Origin of the sequence: Enterococcus sp. C46, assembly GCF_040887565.1 — a bacterium.
Classification (GTDB): Bacteria; Bacillota; Bacilli; order Lactobacillales; family Enterococcaceae; genus Enterococcus_B; species Enterococcus_B lactis.
Window position 1 is genome coordinate 163,282 of record NZ_JBFOGA010000001.1, and the last position, 21,478, is coordinate 184,759.

Annotated in this window: 17 protein-coding genes and 1 other annotated feature; of the genes, 14 read left to right on the forward strand and 3 right to left on the reverse strand. The window is 39.9% G+C overall.

The window, feature by feature from the left end; genetic code table 11:
• Positions 1–9 precede the first annotated feature (9 nt).
• The 4 genes from AB3I27_RS00790 (at position 10) to AB3I27_RS00805 (ending at position 3,058) form a co-directional block, all read left to right on the forward strand.
• Positions 10–1,065 (forward strand): diacylglycerol kinase, encoded by a 1,056-nt coding sequence (locus AB3I27_RS00790; protein WP_002292050.1) that lies wholly within the window; start codon positions 10–12, stop codon positions 1,063–1,065.
• Between the two features lie 110 nt (positions 1,066–1,175).
• Positions 1,176–2,549: a 23S rRNA (uracil(1939)-C(5))-methyltransferase RlmD gene (gene rlmD, locus AB3I27_RS00795; protein WP_002309023.1), complete on the forward strand. Its 1,374-nt coding sequence runs from the start codon at positions 1,176–1,178 to the stop codon at positions 2,547–2,549.
• A gap of 2 nt (positions 2,550–2,551) precedes the next feature.
• The gene (locus tag AB3I27_RS00800; protein ID WP_002292046.1) at positions 2,552–2,680 is read left to right on the forward strand and encodes a hypothetical protein; all 129 of its coding nucleotides are present in this window, start codon (positions 2,552–2,554) and stop codon (positions 2,678–2,680) included.
• A 216-nt stretch (positions 2,681–2,896) separates the two neighbouring features.
• Positions 2,897–3,058, forward strand: coding sequence for a hypothetical protein (locus tag AB3I27_RS00805; RefSeq protein WP_002306511.1), 162 nt, complete (start codon positions 2,897–2,899; stop codon positions 3,056–3,058).
• Here AB3I27_RS00805 and AB3I27_RS00810 read toward each other — a convergent pair.
• Both AB3I27_RS00810 and AB3I27_RS00815 read right to left on the reverse strand, forming a co-directional pair.
• Positions 3,046–4,830, reverse strand: a complete 1,785-nt coding sequence (locus AB3I27_RS00810; protein ID WP_368022880.1) for an ABC transporter ATP-binding protein — start codon at positions 4,828–4,830, stop codon at positions 3,046–3,048. The two genes, AB3I27_RS00805 and AB3I27_RS00810, sit on opposite strands and share 13 nt — an antisense overlap.
• Positions 4,831–4,844: 14 nt before the next feature.
• Positions 4,845–6,566, reverse strand: a complete 1,722-nt coding sequence (locus tag AB3I27_RS00815; RefSeq protein ID WP_104760054.1) for an ABC transporter ATP-binding protein — start codon at positions 6,564–6,566, stop codon at positions 4,845–4,847.
• A gap of 107 nt (positions 6,567–6,673) precedes the next feature.
• On the opposite strand from AB3I27_RS00815, the gene AB3I27_RS00820 reads away from it, so the two are divergent.
• From AB3I27_RS00820 to AB3I27_RS00830, 3 genes are all read left to right on the forward strand, one after another.
• Positions 6,674–7,435, forward strand: a complete 762-nt coding sequence (locus tag AB3I27_RS00820; protein WP_002309028.1) for a MerR family transcriptional regulator — start codon at positions 6,674–6,676, stop codon at positions 7,433–7,435.
• A gap of 124 nt (positions 7,436–7,559) precedes the next feature.
• Positions 7,560–7,791 (forward strand) — a binding site (T-box leader).
• A 92-nt stretch (positions 7,792–7,883) separates the two neighbouring features.
• Entirely contained in the window at positions 7,884–9,020 is a 1,137-nt protein-coding gene (locus tag AB3I27_RS00825) for a 5-methyltetrahydropteroyltriglutamate--homocysteine S-methyltransferase (protein ID WP_002292037.1), read from the forward strand.
• A gap of 77 nt (positions 9,021–9,097) precedes the next feature.
• Positions 9,098–10,108 (forward strand): alpha/beta hydrolase, encoded by a 1,011-nt coding sequence (locus tag AB3I27_RS00830; protein ID WP_368022881.1) that lies wholly within the window; start codon positions 9,098–9,100, stop codon positions 10,106–10,108.
• A gap of 66 nt (positions 10,109–10,174) precedes the next feature.
• Here AB3I27_RS00830 and AB3I27_RS00835 read toward each other — a convergent pair whose 3' ends face one another.
• Positions 10,175–11,209, reverse strand: a complete 1,035-nt coding sequence (locus AB3I27_RS00835) for a LacI family DNA-binding transcriptional regulator (RefSeq protein WP_002306521.1) — start codon at positions 11,207–11,209, stop codon at positions 10,175–10,177.
• A 113-nt stretch (positions 11,210–11,322) separates the two neighbouring features.
• Here AB3I27_RS00835 and AB3I27_RS00840 point away from each other — a divergent pair, with 113 nt between their 5' ends.
• From AB3I27_RS00840 to AB3I27_RS00870, 7 genes are all read left to right on the forward strand, one after another.
• On the forward strand, positions 11,323–13,548 hold the full coding sequence (locus AB3I27_RS00840; protein WP_002292032.1) for an alpha-galactosidase: 2,226 nt from the start codon (positions 11,323–11,325) through the stop codon (positions 13,546–13,548).
• Positions 13,549–13,565: 17 nt separating this feature from the next.
• Entirely contained in the window at positions 13,566–15,449 is a 1,884-nt protein-coding gene (locus tag AB3I27_RS00845; protein WP_002342180.1) for a glycoside hydrolase family 2 TIM barrel-domain containing protein, read from the forward strand.
• The gene (locus AB3I27_RS00850; protein WP_002306525.1) at positions 15,430–16,404 is read left to right on the forward strand and encodes a beta-galactosidase small subunit; all 975 of its coding nucleotides are present in this window, start codon (positions 15,430–15,432) and stop codon (positions 16,402–16,404) included. Before AB3I27_RS00845 ends, AB3I27_RS00850 begins: the two co-directional genes overlap by 20 nt.
• A gap of 674 nt (positions 16,405–17,078) precedes the next feature.
• Entirely contained in the window at positions 17,079–18,101 is a 1,023-nt protein-coding gene (gene aroF, locus AB3I27_RS00855) for a 3-deoxy-7-phosphoheptulonate synthase (protein ID WP_002313693.1), read from the forward strand.
• 32 nt (positions 18,102–18,133) lie between these two features.
• Positions 18,134–19,198: a 3-dehydroquinate synthase gene (gene aroB / locus AB3I27_RS00860; protein WP_002316320.1), complete on the forward strand. Its 1,065-nt coding sequence runs from the start codon at positions 18,134–18,136 to the stop codon at positions 19,196–19,198.
• 1 nt (position 19,199) lies between these two features.
• On the forward strand, positions 19,200–20,366 hold the full coding sequence (gene aroC, locus AB3I27_RS00865; protein ID WP_002313695.1) for a chorismate synthase: 1,167 nt from the start codon (positions 19,200–19,202) through the stop codon (positions 20,364–20,366).
• Positions 20,367–20,382: 16 nt separating this feature from the next.
• Positions 20,383–21,474, forward strand: a complete 1,092-nt coding sequence (locus tag AB3I27_RS00870; RefSeq protein ID WP_002309040.1) for a prephenate dehydrogenase — start codon at positions 20,383–20,385, stop codon at positions 21,472–21,474.
• The last annotated feature ends 4 nt before the right edge of the window (positions 21,475–21,478 follow it).

A 21,478-nucleotide genomic window follows, 5' to 3' on the forward strand; every position in this document is an offset into this window, starting at 1 on the left:
AGGCTGAAAATGAAAAAAGCACGCGTAATTTATAACCCTACCTCGGGAAAAGAATTATTGAAAAAAAATTTGGCGGATATCCTGCAGGCATTAGAAGAAGCAGGATTTGAAGCTAGCGCCTATGCCACTACACCAGAACCTGATTCAGCCAAGAATGAAGCACGCAGAGTTGCAGAACTAGGTTTTGATCTAGTAGTGGCAGCTGGGGGCGACGGAACGATCAACGAAGTGGTCAATGGGATCGCTCCGCTTGAACACCGTCCTAAAATGGCCATTATCCCAGCCGGTACGACGAACGACTATGCTCGAGCATTAAAAATTCCTAGAGATAATATTAAAGCAGCAGCAGAAGTAATAAAAAAACACCAAACAGTAAAAATGGACATCGGTCTTTCTGATAGCAGTTACTTCATCAATATCGCTGCAGGCGGCTATTTGACAGAATTGACTTATGAAGTTCCATCAGAACTAAAGAGTATTTTTGGTTATCTTGCCTACCTTGCGAAAGGAGCAGAGATGCTACCTCGAGTAAAGCCAATCAAAATGCGCTTGAAGTATGATGAAGGGGAATATATCGGAAATGCTTCGATGTTTTTCCTAGGGCTGACGAACTCTGTTGGAGGATTCGAACAGATCGCGCCAGATGCCAAATTGGATGATGGCAAGTTTTCTTTGATCATTGTAAAGACAGCAAATATCTTTGAGATCTTGCATATTGCGGCACTCATGCTGAATGGCGGTCGACATGTCGATGATCCAAGAGTAATCTATACCAAAACAAGCAGTTTGTTCGTCGAAACAGAAGATGATATCAATCGACCAGTAATGATCAACTTAGATGGTGAATATGGCGGGGAAGCACCGATGCATTTCCAAAATCTTCATCAGCACATTGAGTTCTTTGCCAATACCGATCAGATTCCTGATGAAGCAATCACAGGCACAGATGAAGAAGAATTAGAGGTTGTCAGCAAAGAATTCGTAAAAGAAGTCGAACGTTTAACGGATGAAGATATCGACGGTGACGGAAAAATAGCAGACGAAACACCTAATCAAAAGAATTAATCAAAAGCCGGTGCTGAACGTAGTAAGGTCAGTGCCGGTTTTAGTTGTGTAATTAACTGATTTATAGTAGAGTTCAGTAGGATTGAAAAATAGGCTTAAAGGAGCAAAATATGACAGAACAGCAAATAGTAAAGAAAAACGAACGATATACAGTCGAAATCGTCGACTTGAGTTATGAAGGAATGGGGGTAGCAAAAATCGATGGTTATCCATTATTTATCGAAAATGCACTTCCTGGAGAAGAAGTAGAAATACTAGTAGTGAAAGCGGGCAATAAGTTTGGATATGGGAAAGTCGAAACATTTATTACACAATCTCCTGATCGCCAGCCTGTAGAAAACAATGCACTACTTCGCACAGGTATCGCACCTTTAGCCCATTTGAAGTATGAACAACAGCTTGTTTTCAAACAAAAACAAGTAGAGCATGTAATGGCGAAGATTGCTAAGATGTCAGAAATTCCTGTACTTCCAACTGTCGGAATGGCAGAACCATTCGGCTACCGTAATAAAGCACAGATCCCTGTTCGCCGTATCGATGGACAGTTAGCCACCGGTTTTTACAAAAAGAATAGCCATGATCTAGTCCCTATCGAAGATTTTTATATCCAAGATCCTGTCATCGATCAAGCAATCAAAGTAGTCAGAGATATCTTGCAACGGTTCCAAGTACGAGGATATAATGAAGAAAAAAATGAAGGACAGCTTCGTCACATCATTATACGTCGTGGTCATTATTCCCATGAAATGATGGTCGTTTTAGTTACTCGTAAAGAAAAATTCTTTAAATCCAAGGAAATTGCTGAAGCCATTCATGAAGAATTGCCAGAAGTGGTTTCGGTCATCCAAAATATCAATGAAGAAAAAACAAATGTGATTTTAGGAGACAAAGAAAAAGTTTTATATGGCAGAGACTATATCGAAGATCAGCTATTAGGAAAAACCTATCGAATCTCAGCAAAGTCATTTTATCAAGTAAATACTCAACAAGCAGAGTATCTGTACCAAACAGCCATCAAGTTTGCTGAGTTAGATAAAAAAGACATTGTGATTGACGCTTATTCAGGAATAGGTACGATTGGCTTGTCTTTAGCAGACAAAGTGGATAAGGTGTATGGGATGGAAGTTATTCCAGAAGCAATTGAAGATGCACAATTCAATGCTTTAAATAATAAAATCGAAAATGTTTATTATGAAGTCGGAAAAGCAGAAAAAGTCATGAAAAAATGGCAAGAAAAAGGAATCAAACCATCTGTGATCGTAGTTGACCCTCCACGAAAAGGATTAGATCATCATTTTATTGAATCAGCAATCGAAATGTCACCAGAACGAATCGTCTATATCTCATGTAATCCGGCAACTTTTGCAAGAGATGCTAAGTTATTTGCAGAAGCAGGTTATGCCGTGAAGAAAGTTCAGCCTGTAGATCTTTTCCCACAAACCCATCATATCGAATTAGTCGCTTCATTCGTTAAAGGAGAATAAAAATGGACCAAAAAGAAAAAATGAAAGAATTGATCAAAAAGAAACAAGGTGGAGGTCGATCCAAACAAATGGAAACACCTAAAAATGATCGTAAAAACATGAGAAAAGGCCCTAAGATCTTTAATAATTAATATGGTTAAAAAAGGATGTGGAACGATAATCTTGATGATCGTTCCACATCCTTTCACTATTTAAATCCTCCTATACTTCGTTTCATGTTCTTGACAATAATATAACCTAAAAAAGACAAAGAAAGAGTGAACAAAATGCCGCTTTACTCCACGTTTTTTGGTAATTCAAACGGCTGTTCATGAAAAAGTCGTTGAAAATGAGGGGTGAAAAAAGTCATGATGACAAAAGAAACAAGAAACGTAGCTGCATTTAGAAAAGCTACGTTAAAAAAACTCATGAAAGCCATCAGAATTGCTTCCGCCTTTTATACGTGTTTAGAGCGTGAGACAAAAGTGTTCTTTACTTTTGTCCCACGCTCTTTTGGCTATGCTACCTGAAATTGACTATTATAAAGGCTAGCATAAAGCGTTGGTGCTTGGAGTAATTCAGAATGCGTTCCTTTTTCGACGATATCGCCGTTTTTCATTACAAGGATCATATCTGCATTTTCAATCGTTGACAAACGGTGGGCAATGACAAAACTTGTCCTGTCTTTTGTCACAGCCTCCATTGCTTGCTGGATCAATGCTTCTGTTCGTGTATCTACACTAGAAGTTGCTTCATCTAAAATAACGACAGGGGGATTTGCCAGAATGACCCGTGCAATTGTTAATAATTGTTGCTGCCCTTGAGATAACGTACCATTTTCGCTAGAGATGATTGTATCATATCCCTCTGGCAGTGTTCGAATAAAGTGATCACATTGCGCGATTTCAGCCGCTTCGATAATTTGTTCTCTCGTGGCATCCATTTTCCCATAGGCAATATTATCGGCCACTGTTCCTTCAAACAGCCAGGTATTTTGTAAGACCATCCCAAAAGAACGGCGTAGTTCTCCACGCGAAAGCTTAGTAATATCGCAGCCGTCAAATTCGATCTTTCCTTTATTCAGTTCATAAAAACGCATCAGCAGATTAACTAAAGTCGTTTTTCCTGCACCAGTTGGGCCAACAATCGCCACAGTTTGTTTTGGTTTTACTGAAAAATCAACTTGATTCATCAATATTTTATCTGATGTGTAACCAAATTGTACATTTTTGAAAGCTATTTTTCCTTTCGGTTCTTCCAAAAGTTTTGCTTCTGGTAGGTCCGGAATTTCATCTGTTTCATCTAATATTTCAAAGATCCTTTCGATTGCAGCCATTGCGGATTGGATCGAGTTGATCACATAAGAAGCAGTGGAAATTGGTTCAGAAATCTGATTGATGTACTGAAGGTAAGCTTGTAAGAAGCCAATCGACACACCGCCAGAAAGAACGAGTATAGCACCGAATACCGCACTTATGATGAAGGCAAGTTGATTGATGAAACGGATTGCCGGATAGATGGCAAAGTTCATAAATTGAGCACGTTTAAAAGCATTGTATTGTTTTTTGTTTACTTCATGTATAGAAGCCTCTGCACGAGCTTGCTGATTGAATGTTTTGACTACTAGATTACCAGCTAAGATTTCTTCCATCCGATTATTCAAGACACCTAGTTCATATTGGTTTTGTTCAGAAATCTGTTTGTTTTTATTCGCAATTTTAGTTGTAACAATTGAACTTCCGACGATCAGCAATAAGACGAGCAAAGTAAGCTTGCTTTCGATATAAAACAGCATTAGACCAGCAGCAACTATTGTTACCACAGAAGTGAAAAATTGATTGATACCTGTCAATAACACTTGAGAAAGCTGATTGAGTCCGGTAGTCGTCCGACTGATGATGTCGCCGACTTGATGATTATCAAAAAACGACATCGGCAATGTTTTGAATTTTTTTGTGATTTCTTTTCGTACCCTCAATGTGATCTTTTCGCTTAATGCTGCCATTGTACGTTCTTGGATAAATGAAGCAACACTGCTTAGGACTGAACAGCCGATCAGCAATAAGACAGGGAACAGCAATGCCTGTTTGATATCACTGAAAGTAAGCTGTCCAATACCTGTTTTTCTTATTTGCGACAACAAATCATCAATCCCAATTCCCATGATCAGGGGCATGGCTACAACTAATAGGTTGCCCAATAAACTGCATAGAAACAATCCGTAAAAATATTTATGTTCAGGTTTGATCATTTTCCAAAAACGTATCAAAGCGTGTGTGTTCAACGTTTTTTTCTTTTCCATCGAATCCCTTCTTTCTATATTCCTTGTGATTTGGCAAACTCTTGATATGTTTGACAATTAGACAATAGTTCTTCATGAGTACCTTGTCCTACGATTTTTCCTTCATCTAAAACAATGATGTTATCTGCTTGTTGGATCGTACTGAGCCGTTGAGCAACAATCACGAGAGTTTTCTCCGACATGTGTTTATGGAGTGCTGCCCTTAATGCTGCGTCTGTCTTATAATCTAAAGCGGAAAAACTATCATCGAATACATAGATTTCTGCTGGTTTGATCAATGCTCGAGCAATGCATATCCGCTGTTTCTGTCCGCCAGAGTAATTAGAACCACCTTGAGCAACAAAGCTATCTAATCCATCAGGAAGAGTGTCCACTAGTTCTTCTAATTGGGCGACCTTGATCGCTTTAGCCAATTCTTCTGGTGAAGCATGTTCATTTCCCATCTGCAAGTTGCTTAAGATCGTACCGCTGAATAAGAAGGCTTTTTGAGGGACATAACTGATGTGGGAGCGGATCTGTTCCTGCGTCATTTGAGTAAGAGGAATACCACCAAGGGTCACTTTTCCTACCGTAGGATCACTTAGTCTCAAGAGAAGTTTTGCTAAACTACTTTTTCCAGATCCGGTCCCACCAACGATCGCCGTTGTTTTTCCTTTAGGTATTGTAAAATCAATATCTTCTAGAACTGGATCAGAAGTTTCAGTATATTTGAATGTGACATGTTTAAAAGCAGCTGCATTTGTCTGATCAAAGGATGGTTTAGCAACTGTTTGGATCGTCTCTTCTTTAATTTCGATCTCTGCTTCGAGTATTTCTTCTATCCGTCGTAAAGAGGCGAATGATTTAGGGATAATGACCAGTACCATGGCTGCAATCATCAAATAAGCAAGTGTCAGCATAGAGTATTCCACTACCGCGGTCACGACCCCGATCTGTAACGTCCCGTCTGCCACAAGATTTCCGCCAAACCACAAAATAGAAGCATAAACGATTCCCATGAGTAAAAAAGCAATTGGAGTGACCCAAGCAAAGATTCGGTTCACTTTGATCATTTGACTAGCATAATCTGCAAAGGTCTGATTCGTTCGCTTTTCTTCATATGATTGATTATCAAAGGCACGGATCATATTGATCCCCGTAAAGAATTCTCTCAATGTGATGGTGATCCGATCCATTTTTGGTTGGATACTCAAAGATAAAGGCGTTCCTCGTTTCATCAGTCGGTAAACGATCCATACGTAAAAAACAACAGAGAATAATGTAACCCATGTAAGCAATAGAGAATAACGAAACATCATGAGGATGGTGAAAAAGCAAATAACTGGTGCTGGTAAAATCATTTGGCAAAATAAAACAATCATTTGCTGGACATTATCGACATCATTCGTCATTCTTGTCAAAAGAGATCCAGAACTGAAACGGCTGATATCCTTCATTGACAGTTGTTGGAATTTACGGAAATATTTCTCCCGTGTCTGGAAACCAAACCGAGCGGATGCCAATGCTGAAAAGTAACTAGAGGCAACTGCAGCAATCGTTCCTAGAAATGATACAAGTAGCATTTCAACGCCGATTTTCTTGATAACAGAGGCTTCGCCACTTGCTATACCTGTGTCGATCAGTTTGGCTACTAATTTTGGTACACCTAATGTACCGGCGATTTGTAAACAGATCATCACAAAGGTAAGGAGAGCGAGTCCTTTGTTTTGCTGTAAGAATTTTTTTAAGATAGTCATATTATTCCTCCTTTTTCCTGATACTTTTCGATTCTATACCTTCAAGTAGCTTGAAGGTCAATAGAAAAAAGAATAAACTGGAAAAGAGGTGAGAAAAAATGAAAAAAATGAAAAAAATGTACACGATCGGTCAAGTATCGGAACTGTTTGATTTGCCAAAATCAACGATTCGCTATTGGGATGAACAGGGACTGATCCGGTCAAGCAGACAGGAAGAGAATGATTACCGCTTGTTTGATATCGATGATATTTTTATGCTTTATGATATCGTTTTTTATAGAAAATTAGATATACCGATCAAGCAGATGAAGAATTTATATGGTAAAACGTTGACGGAGTTATATGAGACACTTGATGAAACAGAAAAAAGAATCCATAAAGAACTATTGATAATGAAACAAAAACAGAAAGAGATAAGGGCGCGAAAAAAACAGTTGAAATTGATGATCGATACAAACGAGGAAGAATTTCCTATAGAAGAGATCCCTTTTGACTGTATGATCTCAACGGAATTTGAAGATATTGTGGAAATAAAACAATTTCTACCAAACTATTCGAGTTTTGGAATGATGAGTATGCCAGCTTCCAGTTCGCAAACGATGTACGGCTTTTTTATCGACCCCAGTGACATACATTTATTTTCCCAAGATGTGATTTGGAAGAAAAAAGATACGACTATTTATCGCCGGTTTTTATTGAAATCTGAGATGAACCATGCGGAACGTAATAATATCTTAGAAGTCAGAGAAACAATGCATGAAAAAGGGTGGGAAACAGGAGAAGTGATCGGACAATATCTATTGACCAATACGGACGAAAACAATATCAGAATTGAATATTATCATGCATGGATGGAAATGAAAAAATAGGAAAGAAATATTTAGGATAAGTGGATTGAATGGATGAAAATGAAATGAGAGAGAAATCGCTCGATTTTTTTTATTGAAAAAAGATTGACAAAATGAAACGAAAGTGGGATATTAATTAGCAAATAATGAAGCGTTGAAGAGAAGAGTAGCTGATCGGAAATAAGTACAGAGACCTTGGTAGGTGAGAGCAAGGATTGTTTGGTCAGTGAAGATGAGCTCTGAGTTTTTTGGATTGTTCACGCAATCTAAACGGTAAAGCGACCGATAACTCGCCGGGTATACAATCTGTACCGATGAGGCATTATTTGTGAGAATAATGCAAATAAGGGTGGTAACACGAAGTATTCGTCCCTTTTGTCGTTCAACGGCAAAAGAGGCGGGTACTTTTTTCTTTTTTTGAAAAGCTTCTTACGCTTTGTTAAAACATGATTATTGGAGGAGATTTTTTATGACAATTCGAACAACATCACCATTTCGCTATGACATCGTTGGGAGCTTTTTACGTCCTGAAAAATTGAAAGAGGCAAGGACTCGTTTTACTGATGGGGAAATCACACAAGAAGAACTTCGAAAAGTAGAAGATGAAACAATCATCGAATTGATAAAAAAACAAGAAGGAGCTGGTTTGAAAGCTGTTACTGATGGAGAGTTCCGTCGCAGCTGGTGGCACTTGGACTTCTTTTATGGGTTGAATGGCGTGGAATTTTATGTGCCTGAACATGGCTATTTCTTTCATGGAGAAGAGACACGTCCTGGTACAGTGATTGTGACGGGGAAAATTTCTGGTACGAACCACCCTTTCGTCGAACATTTTAAATTCACTCAGGCACATACAAGTCAAGGCATCGAAGTGAAACAGACAATTCCTGCTCCAGCTCAAATTTTAGTGGAACTACTTCGTCCGGATATATTACCCCATGTTCGAAAAGTCTATGAAGACAATCAAACATTGATCAAAGATATCATCGCAGCTTATCGTCAAGTGATCGACGACTTATATGAAGCAGGTGCGCGGACGATCCAGCTAGATGATTGTACATGGGGAGTATTAGTTGCACCACTTCCTAAAGGGTTTGCGATGGATGAGGGAAAAGATGAAAAAGAAGTTCGTCGGGAACTAGCAAATCTTTATTTAACGATCAACAATGCAGTCTTAGCTGACCAGCCGGATGATTTAACACTCAATACACATGTCTGTCGCGGGAATTATCATTCTACTTGGGCAGCATCGGGGGGCTATGACGACGTAGCAGATCCATTATTTACTCAAGAAAATGTCCGTGCCTATTATTTAGAATACGATAGTGAACGTGCTGGGAGTTTTGCACCTTTAGCGAAAGTTTCCGAAGATAAATTAGTTGTATTAGGCTTGATCACAACGAAAAGTGGTGAACTGGAAGAGCGCCAGCAAGTGATTGACCGGATCTACGAAGCGACACGATATCTGCCTTTGGATCGTTTGTGCTTAAGTCCTCAATGCGGATTTGCTTCAACAGAAGAAGGAAATATTTTGTCTGAAGAAGAACAATGGGAAAAGATTGCTTTTGTCAAAAGCATTGCAGAAGAAGTTTGGGGGAACAATTAAATCATGCAGGAGAGCTTGCTAGGAAAGAACACTATGGTATAATCAGAATGCTTAATATTAATTTCTGAGGGAGACTTATGAAAAAGAAAATTCTTAAATTTATCGGGTGGTTCTTCGGAATCATTCTTGGGATCGCGTTTGCAATCTTTCTTGCCTTCCAGCTTTCCCCCAGACCCGGAGCATTCTTGATCAACCATATGTTTTCAAATACTGTTCAAATCACCGATCAGAAAACGTTCAATCAAGCAGAAAAAAACGTGGCGAAAAAAACAGATTTGACGTACGAGTCCAACTATAAAGAGAATACGTATGATATCTACTATCCAAAAAACAGCAAGGGACCTGTTCCTGTTCTGTTTTGGGTACATGGTGGAGGGTTCGTCGGCGGAGATAAATCAGGTGTCAAGGAATTTGCGACAAAATTAGTATCAGATGCCAACATCGCAGTGGTTGCGATGAATTATGAATTAGCGCCTGATTCAGAATACCCTAATCAAGTTCTTCAAGTGAATGAGCTGGTCAAAGATTTATTAGCTGAAGGCGACGACAAACTGCTAGACATGGAACAACTATTTTTTGGCGGCGATAGTGCAGGTGCACAAATCGCTTTGCAATATGCAGCTCTACAAACAAATGAAGCGTATGCCAAACAGATGAAAATCAAACAGGTACTTCCAAAAGATAGTTTGAAAGGAACCATTTCTTATCGTGGACCCGTTGATTTAAAGCTAACAGCACAGCAACATTCGGATGATCGATTTATGAAGTTCTTCGTCAAAACCGTTGCATGGTCGTTGATTGGAACAAAAGATTGGAAAACGAGCGAGCAACTGAAAGAAGCTAGTGTGGCTGACCATGTTTCTAAGGAATTTCCGCCAACGTATATAACTGACGGAAATGCTTACTCCTTCCAAGAGCAAGGTCAAGCATTAGAAAATCGGTTGACAGAATTAAAGGTACCCGTGCAATCCTTGTTTTATACAGATACAAAAAAAGAGATTACCCATGAATACCAATTTGATTACACGCTAAAAGAATCGCAAAATTGTTACCAGCAGACATTGGATTTTGTGAATAAGTATAAGTAAGAGGTTGTGAAAAAGCCGTTTAGTTTTGAGTATGAAGAAACGAAGCGGCTTTTTACAACCTCTCTTTTAATACCTTTTTGTTCTTGGGATAAAACTTTCCCGAACAATCAATCGTGCAGGATAAGTCAAAATGATTGGTTCGTCCCGTATTCCGTCAATTCGCTCCAATGCCATTCGAACAGCTGCTTGCCCAATTGATTTCGCATTGATTTGGACACTGGTCAAGCCAGGGGAGAGGTTTGCGATTGTCTCGATATTATCAAAGCTTGCTACAACAATCTCTTCTCCAATTTGGATATTTTTTTGTTTCAATGCCCGATAGACACCGATTGCCATTGGATCGCTCCCGACAAGAATGGCAGTAGGAAGAGGGGATTCATTTTCTAATAGATCAGTCGCAAGTCCCTCACCTTGTTTTTCTGTCCAGCCACCTAGACGATAAGACATATATTTTTCTAAGTGATGATCGATCATAAAATGCTGATAGGCACGCATTCTCTTTTCGTTTATAGAAATCTGCTTCCCACCCAGTTCATCCATATCGACTTTATACCCCCCGATATAGGCTATTCTTTTATGGCCATTTTCTAAGAACAATTCCAGTACGGTTTTAGTCATCCGTTCAAGATCTGCATAAACCATATCGACCTCTTGCTGGATGTCAGGGTTATCCACGACGACTATTTGCATGTTTTGTTTTAATAAGGCGGTAATCGATTCTTTCGTAACGGTCCCAACAACGATCACCGCACCTAACTGATCTAGATCTTCCCATTGTTTAGGATTATCAGATAGATTATAGATTCGATTCATCCCTAAATGCAGACGTCGAGCTTCTTCTTCCATCCCTACTCGCAAATGTTTGTAATAGATATCCTGTTCTTCGCTCGCTTTGCCGATCGTAGAGATCACACCAATCGAAGGCATTCTCTTTTTGATATATTTTCGAGTACTGATATCATAATCCAACGCAGCTGCTGCCTCTACTATTCGTTGCCGAGTAGCCTGAGCCACATGGATCGTCTGATCGTTATTCAACACGCGGGAAACTGTAGCAGGAGAGACATTTGCCTTTCGTGCGACATCTCTAATTCCAACCATTTTTACACACTCCTCAAAAAAACAAAAAATTTCTATTGACAAAATTGTTTAGTAAACAGTATACAGGAATTATAAAAAAAGTAAACGGTTTCCGTTTTGGTGGGAGTGAAATGATGGATATTACGCATAAAAAAACAGAAAAAAATTTCATCTTATTTGATGAAAAGAGCCGAGTATTCCATTTACGAAATACATTTCTTTCTTATCTGATAAAGATAGAAGAGAGCAATGTATTGGCGCATATTTATTTTGGCAAACCAGTCAAGCAGTACAAAGACAATAAAAATTATCCCCGAAGAGATCGTGGATTTTCAGGAAATATTCCCTTAAATCCTGACCGGTCTCTGTCGAAAGATACACTACCACAAGAATACTCTTCTCATGGCAGCATGGACTTTCGAACGCCCGCATCGATCATTCAGCGCAAGAATGGGTCAGACTTACTGGATCTGAGATATGATAGTCATTATATTACAGATGGGAAGCCAGACATCGAAGGCTTGCCTCAAACTTATGTGCTAGACAAGTCAGAGGCACAAACGTTGGTGATTTCACTTAAGGATAGAGAAACAGCGATTTATTTCGATTTGTTCTATACCATATTTAGTGATAGAGCAGTGATCACACGATCTGTAAAGATAAGAAATGAAACTAGAGAAACAATCAAACTAGAAAAAGCAGCTAGTTTCCAGTTAGATTTTGCCCATACTAGGCGATTTGATGAAGTCATTGCTTTGCCAGGAGCACATGTCAATGAAAGACAGATCTCACGGCAATCTCTTTTATCTGGAACAAAAGTATTTGAAAGCCGTCGAGGAACGAGCAGTCACCATATGAATAACTTTATTGCTTTAGTTCATCATCATACGACAGAAAATACTGGAGAAGCGATTGGACTTCAATTTGTTTATTCCGGCAACCATTCTTTCGAACTTGAAAAAGATCAGATCAATCAATTGAGAGTCGTCGGTGGGATCAACAGCCATTGTTTTTCGTGGGAATTGAATGCAAATCAGTCTTTTCAAACACCTGAAATGATCCTTTCTTACTCAAGTCAGGGATTGAACAAAATGAGTCAGATCCACCATGAGTTGCTACGTGAAAGAATCGCAAGAGGTCGTCATCAATTTGCTGAACGGCCGATTCTTGTCAATAACTGGGAAGCCACTTACTTTGACTTCAATAGTGAAAAAATCAAGGCGATCATTGATGAAGCAAAGGAGCTAGGCATCGAAATGTTCGTATTAGATGATGGCTGGTTTGGAAAAAGAGATGCGGACAATTCTTCATTAGGAGACTGGTTCGAGTATAAAGGCAAGTTAACAAATGGATTACGTGAAATAGCAGATTATGCTCATAGCAAAGGATTGAAATTTGGTTTATGGTTTGAACCAGAAATGATCTCCATTGATTCTGAACTGTATCGAACACATCCTGATTTTCTTATGCAGGTGCCAGGTAGAATGCCTTCTGCTTCCAGATCACAACATGTACTGGATTTTACAAGGTTAGATGTTCGGCAGACGATTGAGAAACAAATGAGAAAGATTTTAGACACGATTCCTCTTGACTACATCAAATGGGATATGAATCGTTCGCTTTCAGATATCTATTCGATTACCCTTGACCCACTTAGACAAGGAGAAGTAGCGCATCGTTATATGCTTGGGCTTTATGAACTACTCGAACATTTGACAGCTGATTATCCGGAAATCTTATGGGAAGGCTGTTCTGGTGGAGGTGGGCGGTTTGATGCTGGTTTTATTTATTATATGCCGCAGTCATGGACAAGTGATAACACGGATGCAGTGGAGCGTATGAAAATCCAATATGGAACAAGTCTTGCTTATCCGATTTCGTCCATCACGGCTCATGTATCAGCTGTACCAAATCATCAGACTGGCAGATCTACTTCGTTGAAAACAAGAGGAGAAACAGCTATGAGCGCTGTTTTTGGTTATGAACTGGATTTGACAAAGCTGTCTCCTGAAGAAAAAAAGCAAGTCAAAGAACAAATTATATCCTATCAAACGATTCGTCCCGTGATCCAGTACGGCCATTATTATCGTTTGGCGAGTCCTTTTGAAGAAAATATTGTCGCATGGATGTTTGTGTCTCCTAAACAAGATGAAGCTATTGTGTTTTTAGGGAGGATACTAGCTTCAGCTCAACCAGCGTTCCATGAAGTATATCTGTTGGGGTTAGATGATGAGGCACTTTATCAGGAACAGACCTCGAAGCGGCTATTTTCGGGGGCCGAATTGATGACAGTCGGACTTTACTTCCCTGATTTTCAAGGTGATTTCCAAACAGAGCTGCTTCATTTCAAAAAGTTATGAGAGAGAAGGAAAAAAGTATGAAAGCAAATATAAAATGGTTAGATGATCCACAAGTTTTTAGAGTGAACCAATCAAATGCGCATAGTGATCATGTTTGCTATGCAACAAGGGAAGAAGTAGAAACCACATCATCCCTTAAACAGTCTTTAAATGGAACATGGCGTTTTTGTTATTCGCCAAATCCTTCGGTACGTCCAAAAACATTTTATAAAAAAGATTTTGATGCCTGTTCTTTTGATGAAATCACTGTTCCTAGTCATATTGAATTAGCAAATTATGACAAGATCCATTACATCAATACGATGTATCCGTGGGAGGGACATGTATTTCGCCGTCCCCCTTTCACGACAAGCCCTGAGAAAGAGGCGGAAGGGATATTTTCAGCTGCTAAAGACAATCCGGTGGGGTCCTATTTGACGACTTTTCGATTAGAAGAAGGTCTAAAGGGAAAACAAATCTCGATACATTTTGCTGGTGTAGAACAAGCAATGTTCCTTTGGTTGAATGGTCATTTTATCGGCTATGCCGAAGATTCGTTCACTCCGTCTGAATTTGATTTAACACCTTATTTGGAAGAAGAAAATATTCTAGCTGTGGAGGTTTACAAAAGAAGTACAGCTGCATTCTTGGAAGATCAGGACTTTTTCCGATTTTTTGGGATCTTCAGAGAGGTCTTCTTAGTTGCTCGAGGACAAAACCATTTAGAAGATCTTTGGATCAAACCTCGCTTAGATGACAAATGTCAAAATGGTAAACTTGAAGTAGATTTGTCTTTTGAGCAAGTAGCCAAAAACAGTCAGCTGAATGTAGCGATACTAGATCCTGAGGGGAAGGAAATCTATCAACAGCAATATCCGTTAAAAGAACAAATGACGATTCGGATCGATGGATTTGAAAACGTGGCATTGTGGGGGCATTTTCAGCCCAATTTATATAAGCTTGAATTGGAGACGATAGACGAAGAAAAAAGAGTAACGGAGTATATTAACTATTCCTTCGGTTTTCGTAAAATCGAAATCAAAGATAAAATCATATACTTCAATGGAAAACGGATGATCATCAACGGGGTAAATCGACATGAGTGGCATCCAAGAAAAGGACGCGCCATCACTATAGAAGATATGGAAAAAGATTTGGCTATCATAAAAAATGCAAAGATCAACGGCGTACGGACATCTCATTACCCCAACCAGATCACTTGGTATTATTTATGCGACCAAGCAGGTATCCACGTGATGGCGGAAACGAACCTCGAATCCCATGGCTCATGGCAAAAAATGGGTGCATTTGAGCCTTCTTACAATGTGCCAGGTGCAGTACCTCAGTGGCAATCTGCTGTTCTTGATCGGGCAAAAACGAATTTCGAAACATTAAAGAACCATCCAAGCATTCTTTTTTGGTCTCTTGGAAATGAATCCTATGCGGAAGAAAACATTCGACAAATGAACGATTACTTCAAAAAAGTAGACCCGGATCGACTTGTTCATTATGAAGGGAATTTTCCAAATCCAGCATTCGAAGATTCGATTTCAGATGTAAAAAGCTGCATGTATGCGCCACCAGAAGAGATTGTTGACTACCTTGAAAATAAAGCGGAAAAACCGTTCATCTTATGTGAATACATGCATGACATGGGGAATTCGTTAGGTGGAATGGATTCTTACATGACGTTGCTTGATCGTTATGAAATGTACCAAGGAGGCTATATATGGGATTTTAAAGATCAGGCGATCCAAGTGACTGATCCAATCACTGGTAGAGAAGTGATGCGCTATGGCGGTGACTTTGACGATAAACCAAGTGACTATGAATTCTCAGGGAATGGAATCGTTTTTGCAGATGGACAAGAAAAACCCGCCATGCAGGAGGTAAGATATTATTATGAAAAATACAGTAAATAAAAGTCATATGGAGACAGAAAAAGTTGCAATCGTCTTCGGCGACTGTACATTAGGTGTCAAATCGGGGAATACGCATTATATTTTTTCTTATACAAGAGGCGGACTAGAATCGCTCAATAAAAACGGAAAAGAATGGCTATACCGGGAAACACTTCCAGTTTTTTGGCGGGCAACGACCGATAATGACAGAGGTAGCGGATTTGGATTTAAATCTGGTATGTGGTTAGGAGCCGGATTGTATCCAAAAGTCAAAGAAATAGAAGTACTGGTGGACAATAAAAAGATCGATTTGCCGATTGCCCCAGTAAATAATCAATATTCAAGTAATGAATACGCTGGAACAGTTGAAATCATTTTTACACTGGAAATCAACACAGTACCAAAAACACAAGTGACAATTTCCTACCAAATCGCTGGAGAGGGTAAAATGCTTGTTAAAATGCATTATGTTGGACAAAAAGGGTTGCCGGAATTACCAGCATTGGGTATAAGGTTCATTATGCCAACAAAAGCAAAATTCTTTGAGTATGAGGGTTTATCAGGGGAAACATATCCGGATCGGCTGGCTGGTGGTATCGAAGGTATTTATAAAGTGGAAGGACTCCCTATCCCTCCATATCTTGTTCCCCAAGAATGCGGTATGCATATGGAAACGAAATGGCTAGAACTGACAAGAAATCAAACATTGGATAATACGGACAAAGATCAAGAAGACTTTTCGTTACGATTTGAACAGCAGGATACGCCATTTGCTTTTTCCGCTTTACCATTCAAAGCAGAAGAACTGGAACAGGCGACACATATAGAAGAACTACCGCCAGAAAGACGAACGGTTCTTACGATTTTTGCAAAAGTAAGAGGAGTCGGGGGTATCAATAGCTGGGGAGCGGATGTTGAGTCACCTTATCGCATCAGCGGCGAAGAGGACCATGAAATCAGCTTTATTATCCAGTAGCGATCTTTAGATTATTATTTGAAAAACAGAGTTTACAAGACAAAGCTGCTTTATTCTATACGTCATGAACAAGATACGTCATGAACAAGCGAGCAAAAAAGTTCTCAGAATCTTTTGTTCATGACTATTTTCTTCAATGAAACCAATTGTTATTTTTCTGAAAAATAAAGTTAACTATCAGAAAATTAAAAAAAGTTTCACAAAAATGATTGACAGTCGATTTTTTTATGTCTATACTAGGTACAATTCTTACATCAGTTTGGAGCGATTTTTTATGAAATCTAGAAAACTTACAAAACTGAATACGTATTACTTTAGCTATTTTAGATAGGTTTGTATTCATGACTTCGTGGGTACAAACAAACCAAGTTTGTATCTATGATGGCTAAAGATTTTTAAACACGACTTACAGCCACGTAGAGAAATTCATCTATAGTGGCTATTTTATATTTTTGCAGCGCTTTTTAAGGCTCGTTGAAGATGTTCACTGTAGAGGCAATTTCCTACAGGGACATCTTTTTTTGTTGATTATCCGGTTCATAAGTAGGAAAGAAGGAGCGAAAATGAGAACAATAGGACACGGTCGTTTAGTAGGAATTTATGTAAAACCACCTTGAAAAAGTAGAGAAAATCAGCCAAGATAGATAAGTAAACAAAAGAAAGCGGGAAAAACAATGATAGTAATTATGAAAAAAGAAGCAACGGAAGAACAAGTAAAAAAAGTCGTCGATCATATCGAAAAAGAAGGATTCAAAGTCTCAATCGATCAAGGAACAGAACGAGTAGTGATTGGACTAAAAGGTGATACGCGAAGTTTACAAGAAGGAGCATTTACACGCTACGAAGGAGTAGAAAATGCTGTGCGTATTTTGAACACATACAAATTGACTTCTCGAGAATTCCATCCTGGCAATACAGTCGTGGATGTAGACGGAGTAAAAATCGGTGACGGCAGTTTTGTGACGATGGCTGGTCCTTGTTCTATCGAAGGATTAGACCAAATCAGAGAATGTGCGCGGATGGCTAAAGCCGGGGGCGCAAAAATTCTGCGAGGTGGTGCCTTCAAACCACGTACTTCTCCATATGCTTTCCAAGGTTTAGAAGAAGAAGGATTGAAATACATCCGTCAAGCGGCTGATGAATTTGGAATGAAAGTGATTACTGAAGTGATGGATGAAGGACATATCGACATGGTGGCTGAGTACAGCGATATCCTACAGATTGGCGCACGTAATATGCAAAATTTCAAACTGCTATCTGCTGTCGGCAAAACAGGTAAACCTGTTGGATTGAAACGTGGGATTTCTGGTACGATCAATGAATGGCTTAATGCTGCAGAATACATTGCAGTCGAAGACAAATCTCCTGTCATTTTTATCGAACGTGGGATTCGGACTTACGAGACAGCTACACGTAATACGTTTGATTTAAGTGCTGTCCCATTGATGAAAAAATTAACTCATTTCCCTGTGATCGTTGATCCAAGTCATGGTACAGGTATTTGGGATCTTGTACCACCAATGGCCCGTGCGGGTGTGGCAAGCGGAGCAGATGGCATGATCGTAGAGATTCATCCTGATCCTGCAAATGCTTGGTCAGACGGTCCCCAATCGTTGAATGAAAAGACTTACTCACGCATGATGAAAGAAGTGACGATCATGAAAGAAGCAATGGAAAAGATCCAAACACTCGATTAATGTCAGCTTTTTAAAAGAAAGAAGTGAAACGAATGCTTACTGTACATGTTGATAACCAGAAATACGATATTCATATTGAAGAAGGTGCACTAGAACAGGCTGGATCATGGCTTCAAACGATTTGGAAGCCTCAAAAAGTAGCTGTAATCACTGATACCAACGTTGCTCCACTGTATGCGGAAAAAATCATGTTCCAATTGAGACAAGCTGATTTTGAACCAGTCCTTTCAATCGTACCGGCGGGTGAGACCAGTAAATCTTTGGAACAAGCAGCTGAGTTATACGATTTTTTGGCAGATAATGATTTTACCCGCAGCGATGGAATACTTGCACTTGGTGGAGGAATGGTGGGTGATCTAGCCGCATTCGTGGCCTCAACGTTCATGCGTGGGATCCATTTCGTTCAACTTCCGACTACGCTACTTGCACAAGTAGATTCTAGTATCGGTGGGAAGACAGCAGTCAATACAAACAAAGCGAAGAACCTTGTCGGAACATTTAGCCAGCCAGCTGGCGTATTGATTGATCCTGAGGTTCTAAAGACTTTGCCGGTACGTCGTTTACGAGAAGGGATCGCTGAAATCATCAAATCAGCAGCTATAGCAGATGCAATGCTTTGGCAACAGCTGAATGAGCTGAAAGACGAAAAAGATCTTTTAGAGCATGCTGTTCCAATCATTACTGCTACGTTGAAAATCAAGCGAAAAGTAGTGGAAGAAGATGTCTTTGACCAAGGAAATCGACTTATTTTAAATTTTGGTCACACAATTGGCCATGCAATTGAAAATACAGCAGGATATGGGGTAGTCAGTCATGGAGAAGGAGTAGCTATTGGAATGGTAGCCATCACTTCTCATGCAGAAAAAATCGGCTTGTCTCCAACTGGATCGACAGCTGCATTAGAAAGGATACTCCAAAAATTCCACCTGCCGATTACTTACGATCTAAGTCATTCAGAGGAATTATTCCACGCGATAACCCATGATAAGAAAGCAAGAGGAAGCCAATTGAATATCATCTTGCTAGAAAAGATTGGGCAAGCAAAAATCGTACCTGTTCCTACAGAGACATTCAAAGATTACTTAGGAGGACTGTAAGATGCGTTATATGACTGCGGGAGAATCCCATGGACCAGAATTAACAGCGATTATTGAAGGACTACCAGCAGGGTTACCTCTATCAGAAGAAGAAATCAATTACGAACTCGCTCGCAGACAAACTGGTTACGGCAGAGGAGGAAGGATGAAGATCGAAAAAGACCGTGTTCGGATCACGTCTGGCATCCGTCACGGCAAAACAATTGGTTCACCTGTCACTTTAGTGGTAGAAAATAAAGATTGGAAAAATTGGACAACTGTCATGTCTGTAGCAGAAGTACCTGAAAAAGACCGATCACTGCGGCGAGTTGCACGTCCGCGTCCAGGACACGCGGATTTGGTAGGCGGTATGAAATACCATCATCGAGATCTTCGGAATGTGCTTGAACGGTCCTCTGCAAGAGAGACGACCATGCGTGTAGCAATCGGCGCAATTGCCAAGAAAATTCTGGAAGAACTTGACATCATCGTAGCCGGACACGTGATTTGTCTTGGTGGAATCCAAGCAGAAATACCTGGAAATATCTCCATTCAAGAAATCAAAGAAATTTCTGAAGCATCTGAAGTACGGGTTGTTGATTCAGCAGTCGAGCAAAGAATAAAAGAACTGATCGATCAGACAAAGAAAAATGGAGACACGATCGGAGGAATTGTAGAAGTGCTCGTTGGAGGCGTTCCAGCTGGATTAGGAAGCTATGTACAATGGGACACGAAGCTAGATGCCAAAATCGCGCAATCTGTGGTTAGTATCAATGCCTTTAAAGGAGTAGAATTTGGGGTCGGGTTCACTGCTGGATCATTACCAGGATCAGAAGTGATGGATGAGATCTTATGGGAAGAAGAACGAGGCTACTTCCGACGTAGCAATAATCTAGGCGGCTTCGAAGGCGGAATGACCAATGGCGAACCACTTATTATCCGCGGGGTCATGAAACCCATCCCTACATTGTACAAGCCGCTTCAAAGTGTTGATATCGATACAAAAGAACCTTACAAAGCAAGTGTAGAACGTTCGGATAGTACAGCAGTTCCTGCAGCTAGTGTCGTTGCGGAAAATGTTGTAGCCACTGTGGTAGCGACAGAGCTATTGTCAAAATTCCCAAGTGATTCGCTTGTTGAGTTGAAAGCTGCAGTGAAGGAGTACCGTGACTACTTGAAACATTACTAAAAAGGGGGCAAATAAGATGGCACAACATGTTTTTATCGTGGGGCTTGGACTGATTGGTGCTTCTATGGCACTTTGTATTCGTCAGACCAATCCAGAACTGATAGTAGTTGGTTGGGATAGTCAGTCAAAAACCCGTGAGCAAGCAGTAGAACAGCAGATCGTTGATTACGTTGCAAATGATTTTGAAACAGGTGCAGAAAAAGCAGACGTTATCTTATTAGCCGTTCCCGTCCGTACAACCTTAGCTTATCTTGATGTCCTTGAAAGAATCAACTTGTCTGATCACGTCATCATTACGGATGTCAGCAGTACGAAGCAGCAAGTCGTGACATCCGCTGAGCAGAAAAATCTTCGGTTTGTCGGTGGACATCCAATGGCTGGTTCTCACAAATCAGGTATACAGGCAGCAGATGCTAAACTATTTGAAAATGCCTATTACATCTTTACACCTTTGGAAAAGACGAAAAAAGATGTTGAAAAACTGCAAGAACTATTTTGCGGAACCAAAGCAAAATATGTGACTCTTACAGCAGGAGAACATGACCGTATAACAGGAATGCTAAGTCATTTTCCACATATTCTGGCAGCTGGTTTAGTCAATCAGGCAGAACAATTCAATCAAGAATATCCGCGAGCCAAACAACTAGCAGCAGGAGGCTTTCGAGATATCACTAGGATCGCTTCCTCGGATCCTGTCATGTGGACAGATATTTTGTTGAGCAATAAGCAGATATTATTGGAACGATTGGCAGATTGGCAGCAAGAAATGACACAAATAGCAGAATGGATCATGACTGAGAACCAATCGGAAATCTTTTCTTTTTTCAATCGGGCAAAAGAAAGTCGAGACCAGTTGCCTATCCATAAGCAAGGCGCGATCCCTGCCTTTTTTGATTTATTTATCGATGTGCCAGATGAGCCTGGCGTTATTGCAGAAGTAACTGGACTGATCGGAAAAGCGGGAGTTTCTTTGATTAATTTGAAGATCCAAGAGACGCGAGAAGATATTTTAGGGATACTGCAAATCAGTTTCAAAAATCAACAGGATTTGTTACAAGCAAAAAGAACCATTTTGTCTAATACCAGTTATCATTGCTGGATCAAATAGGAGG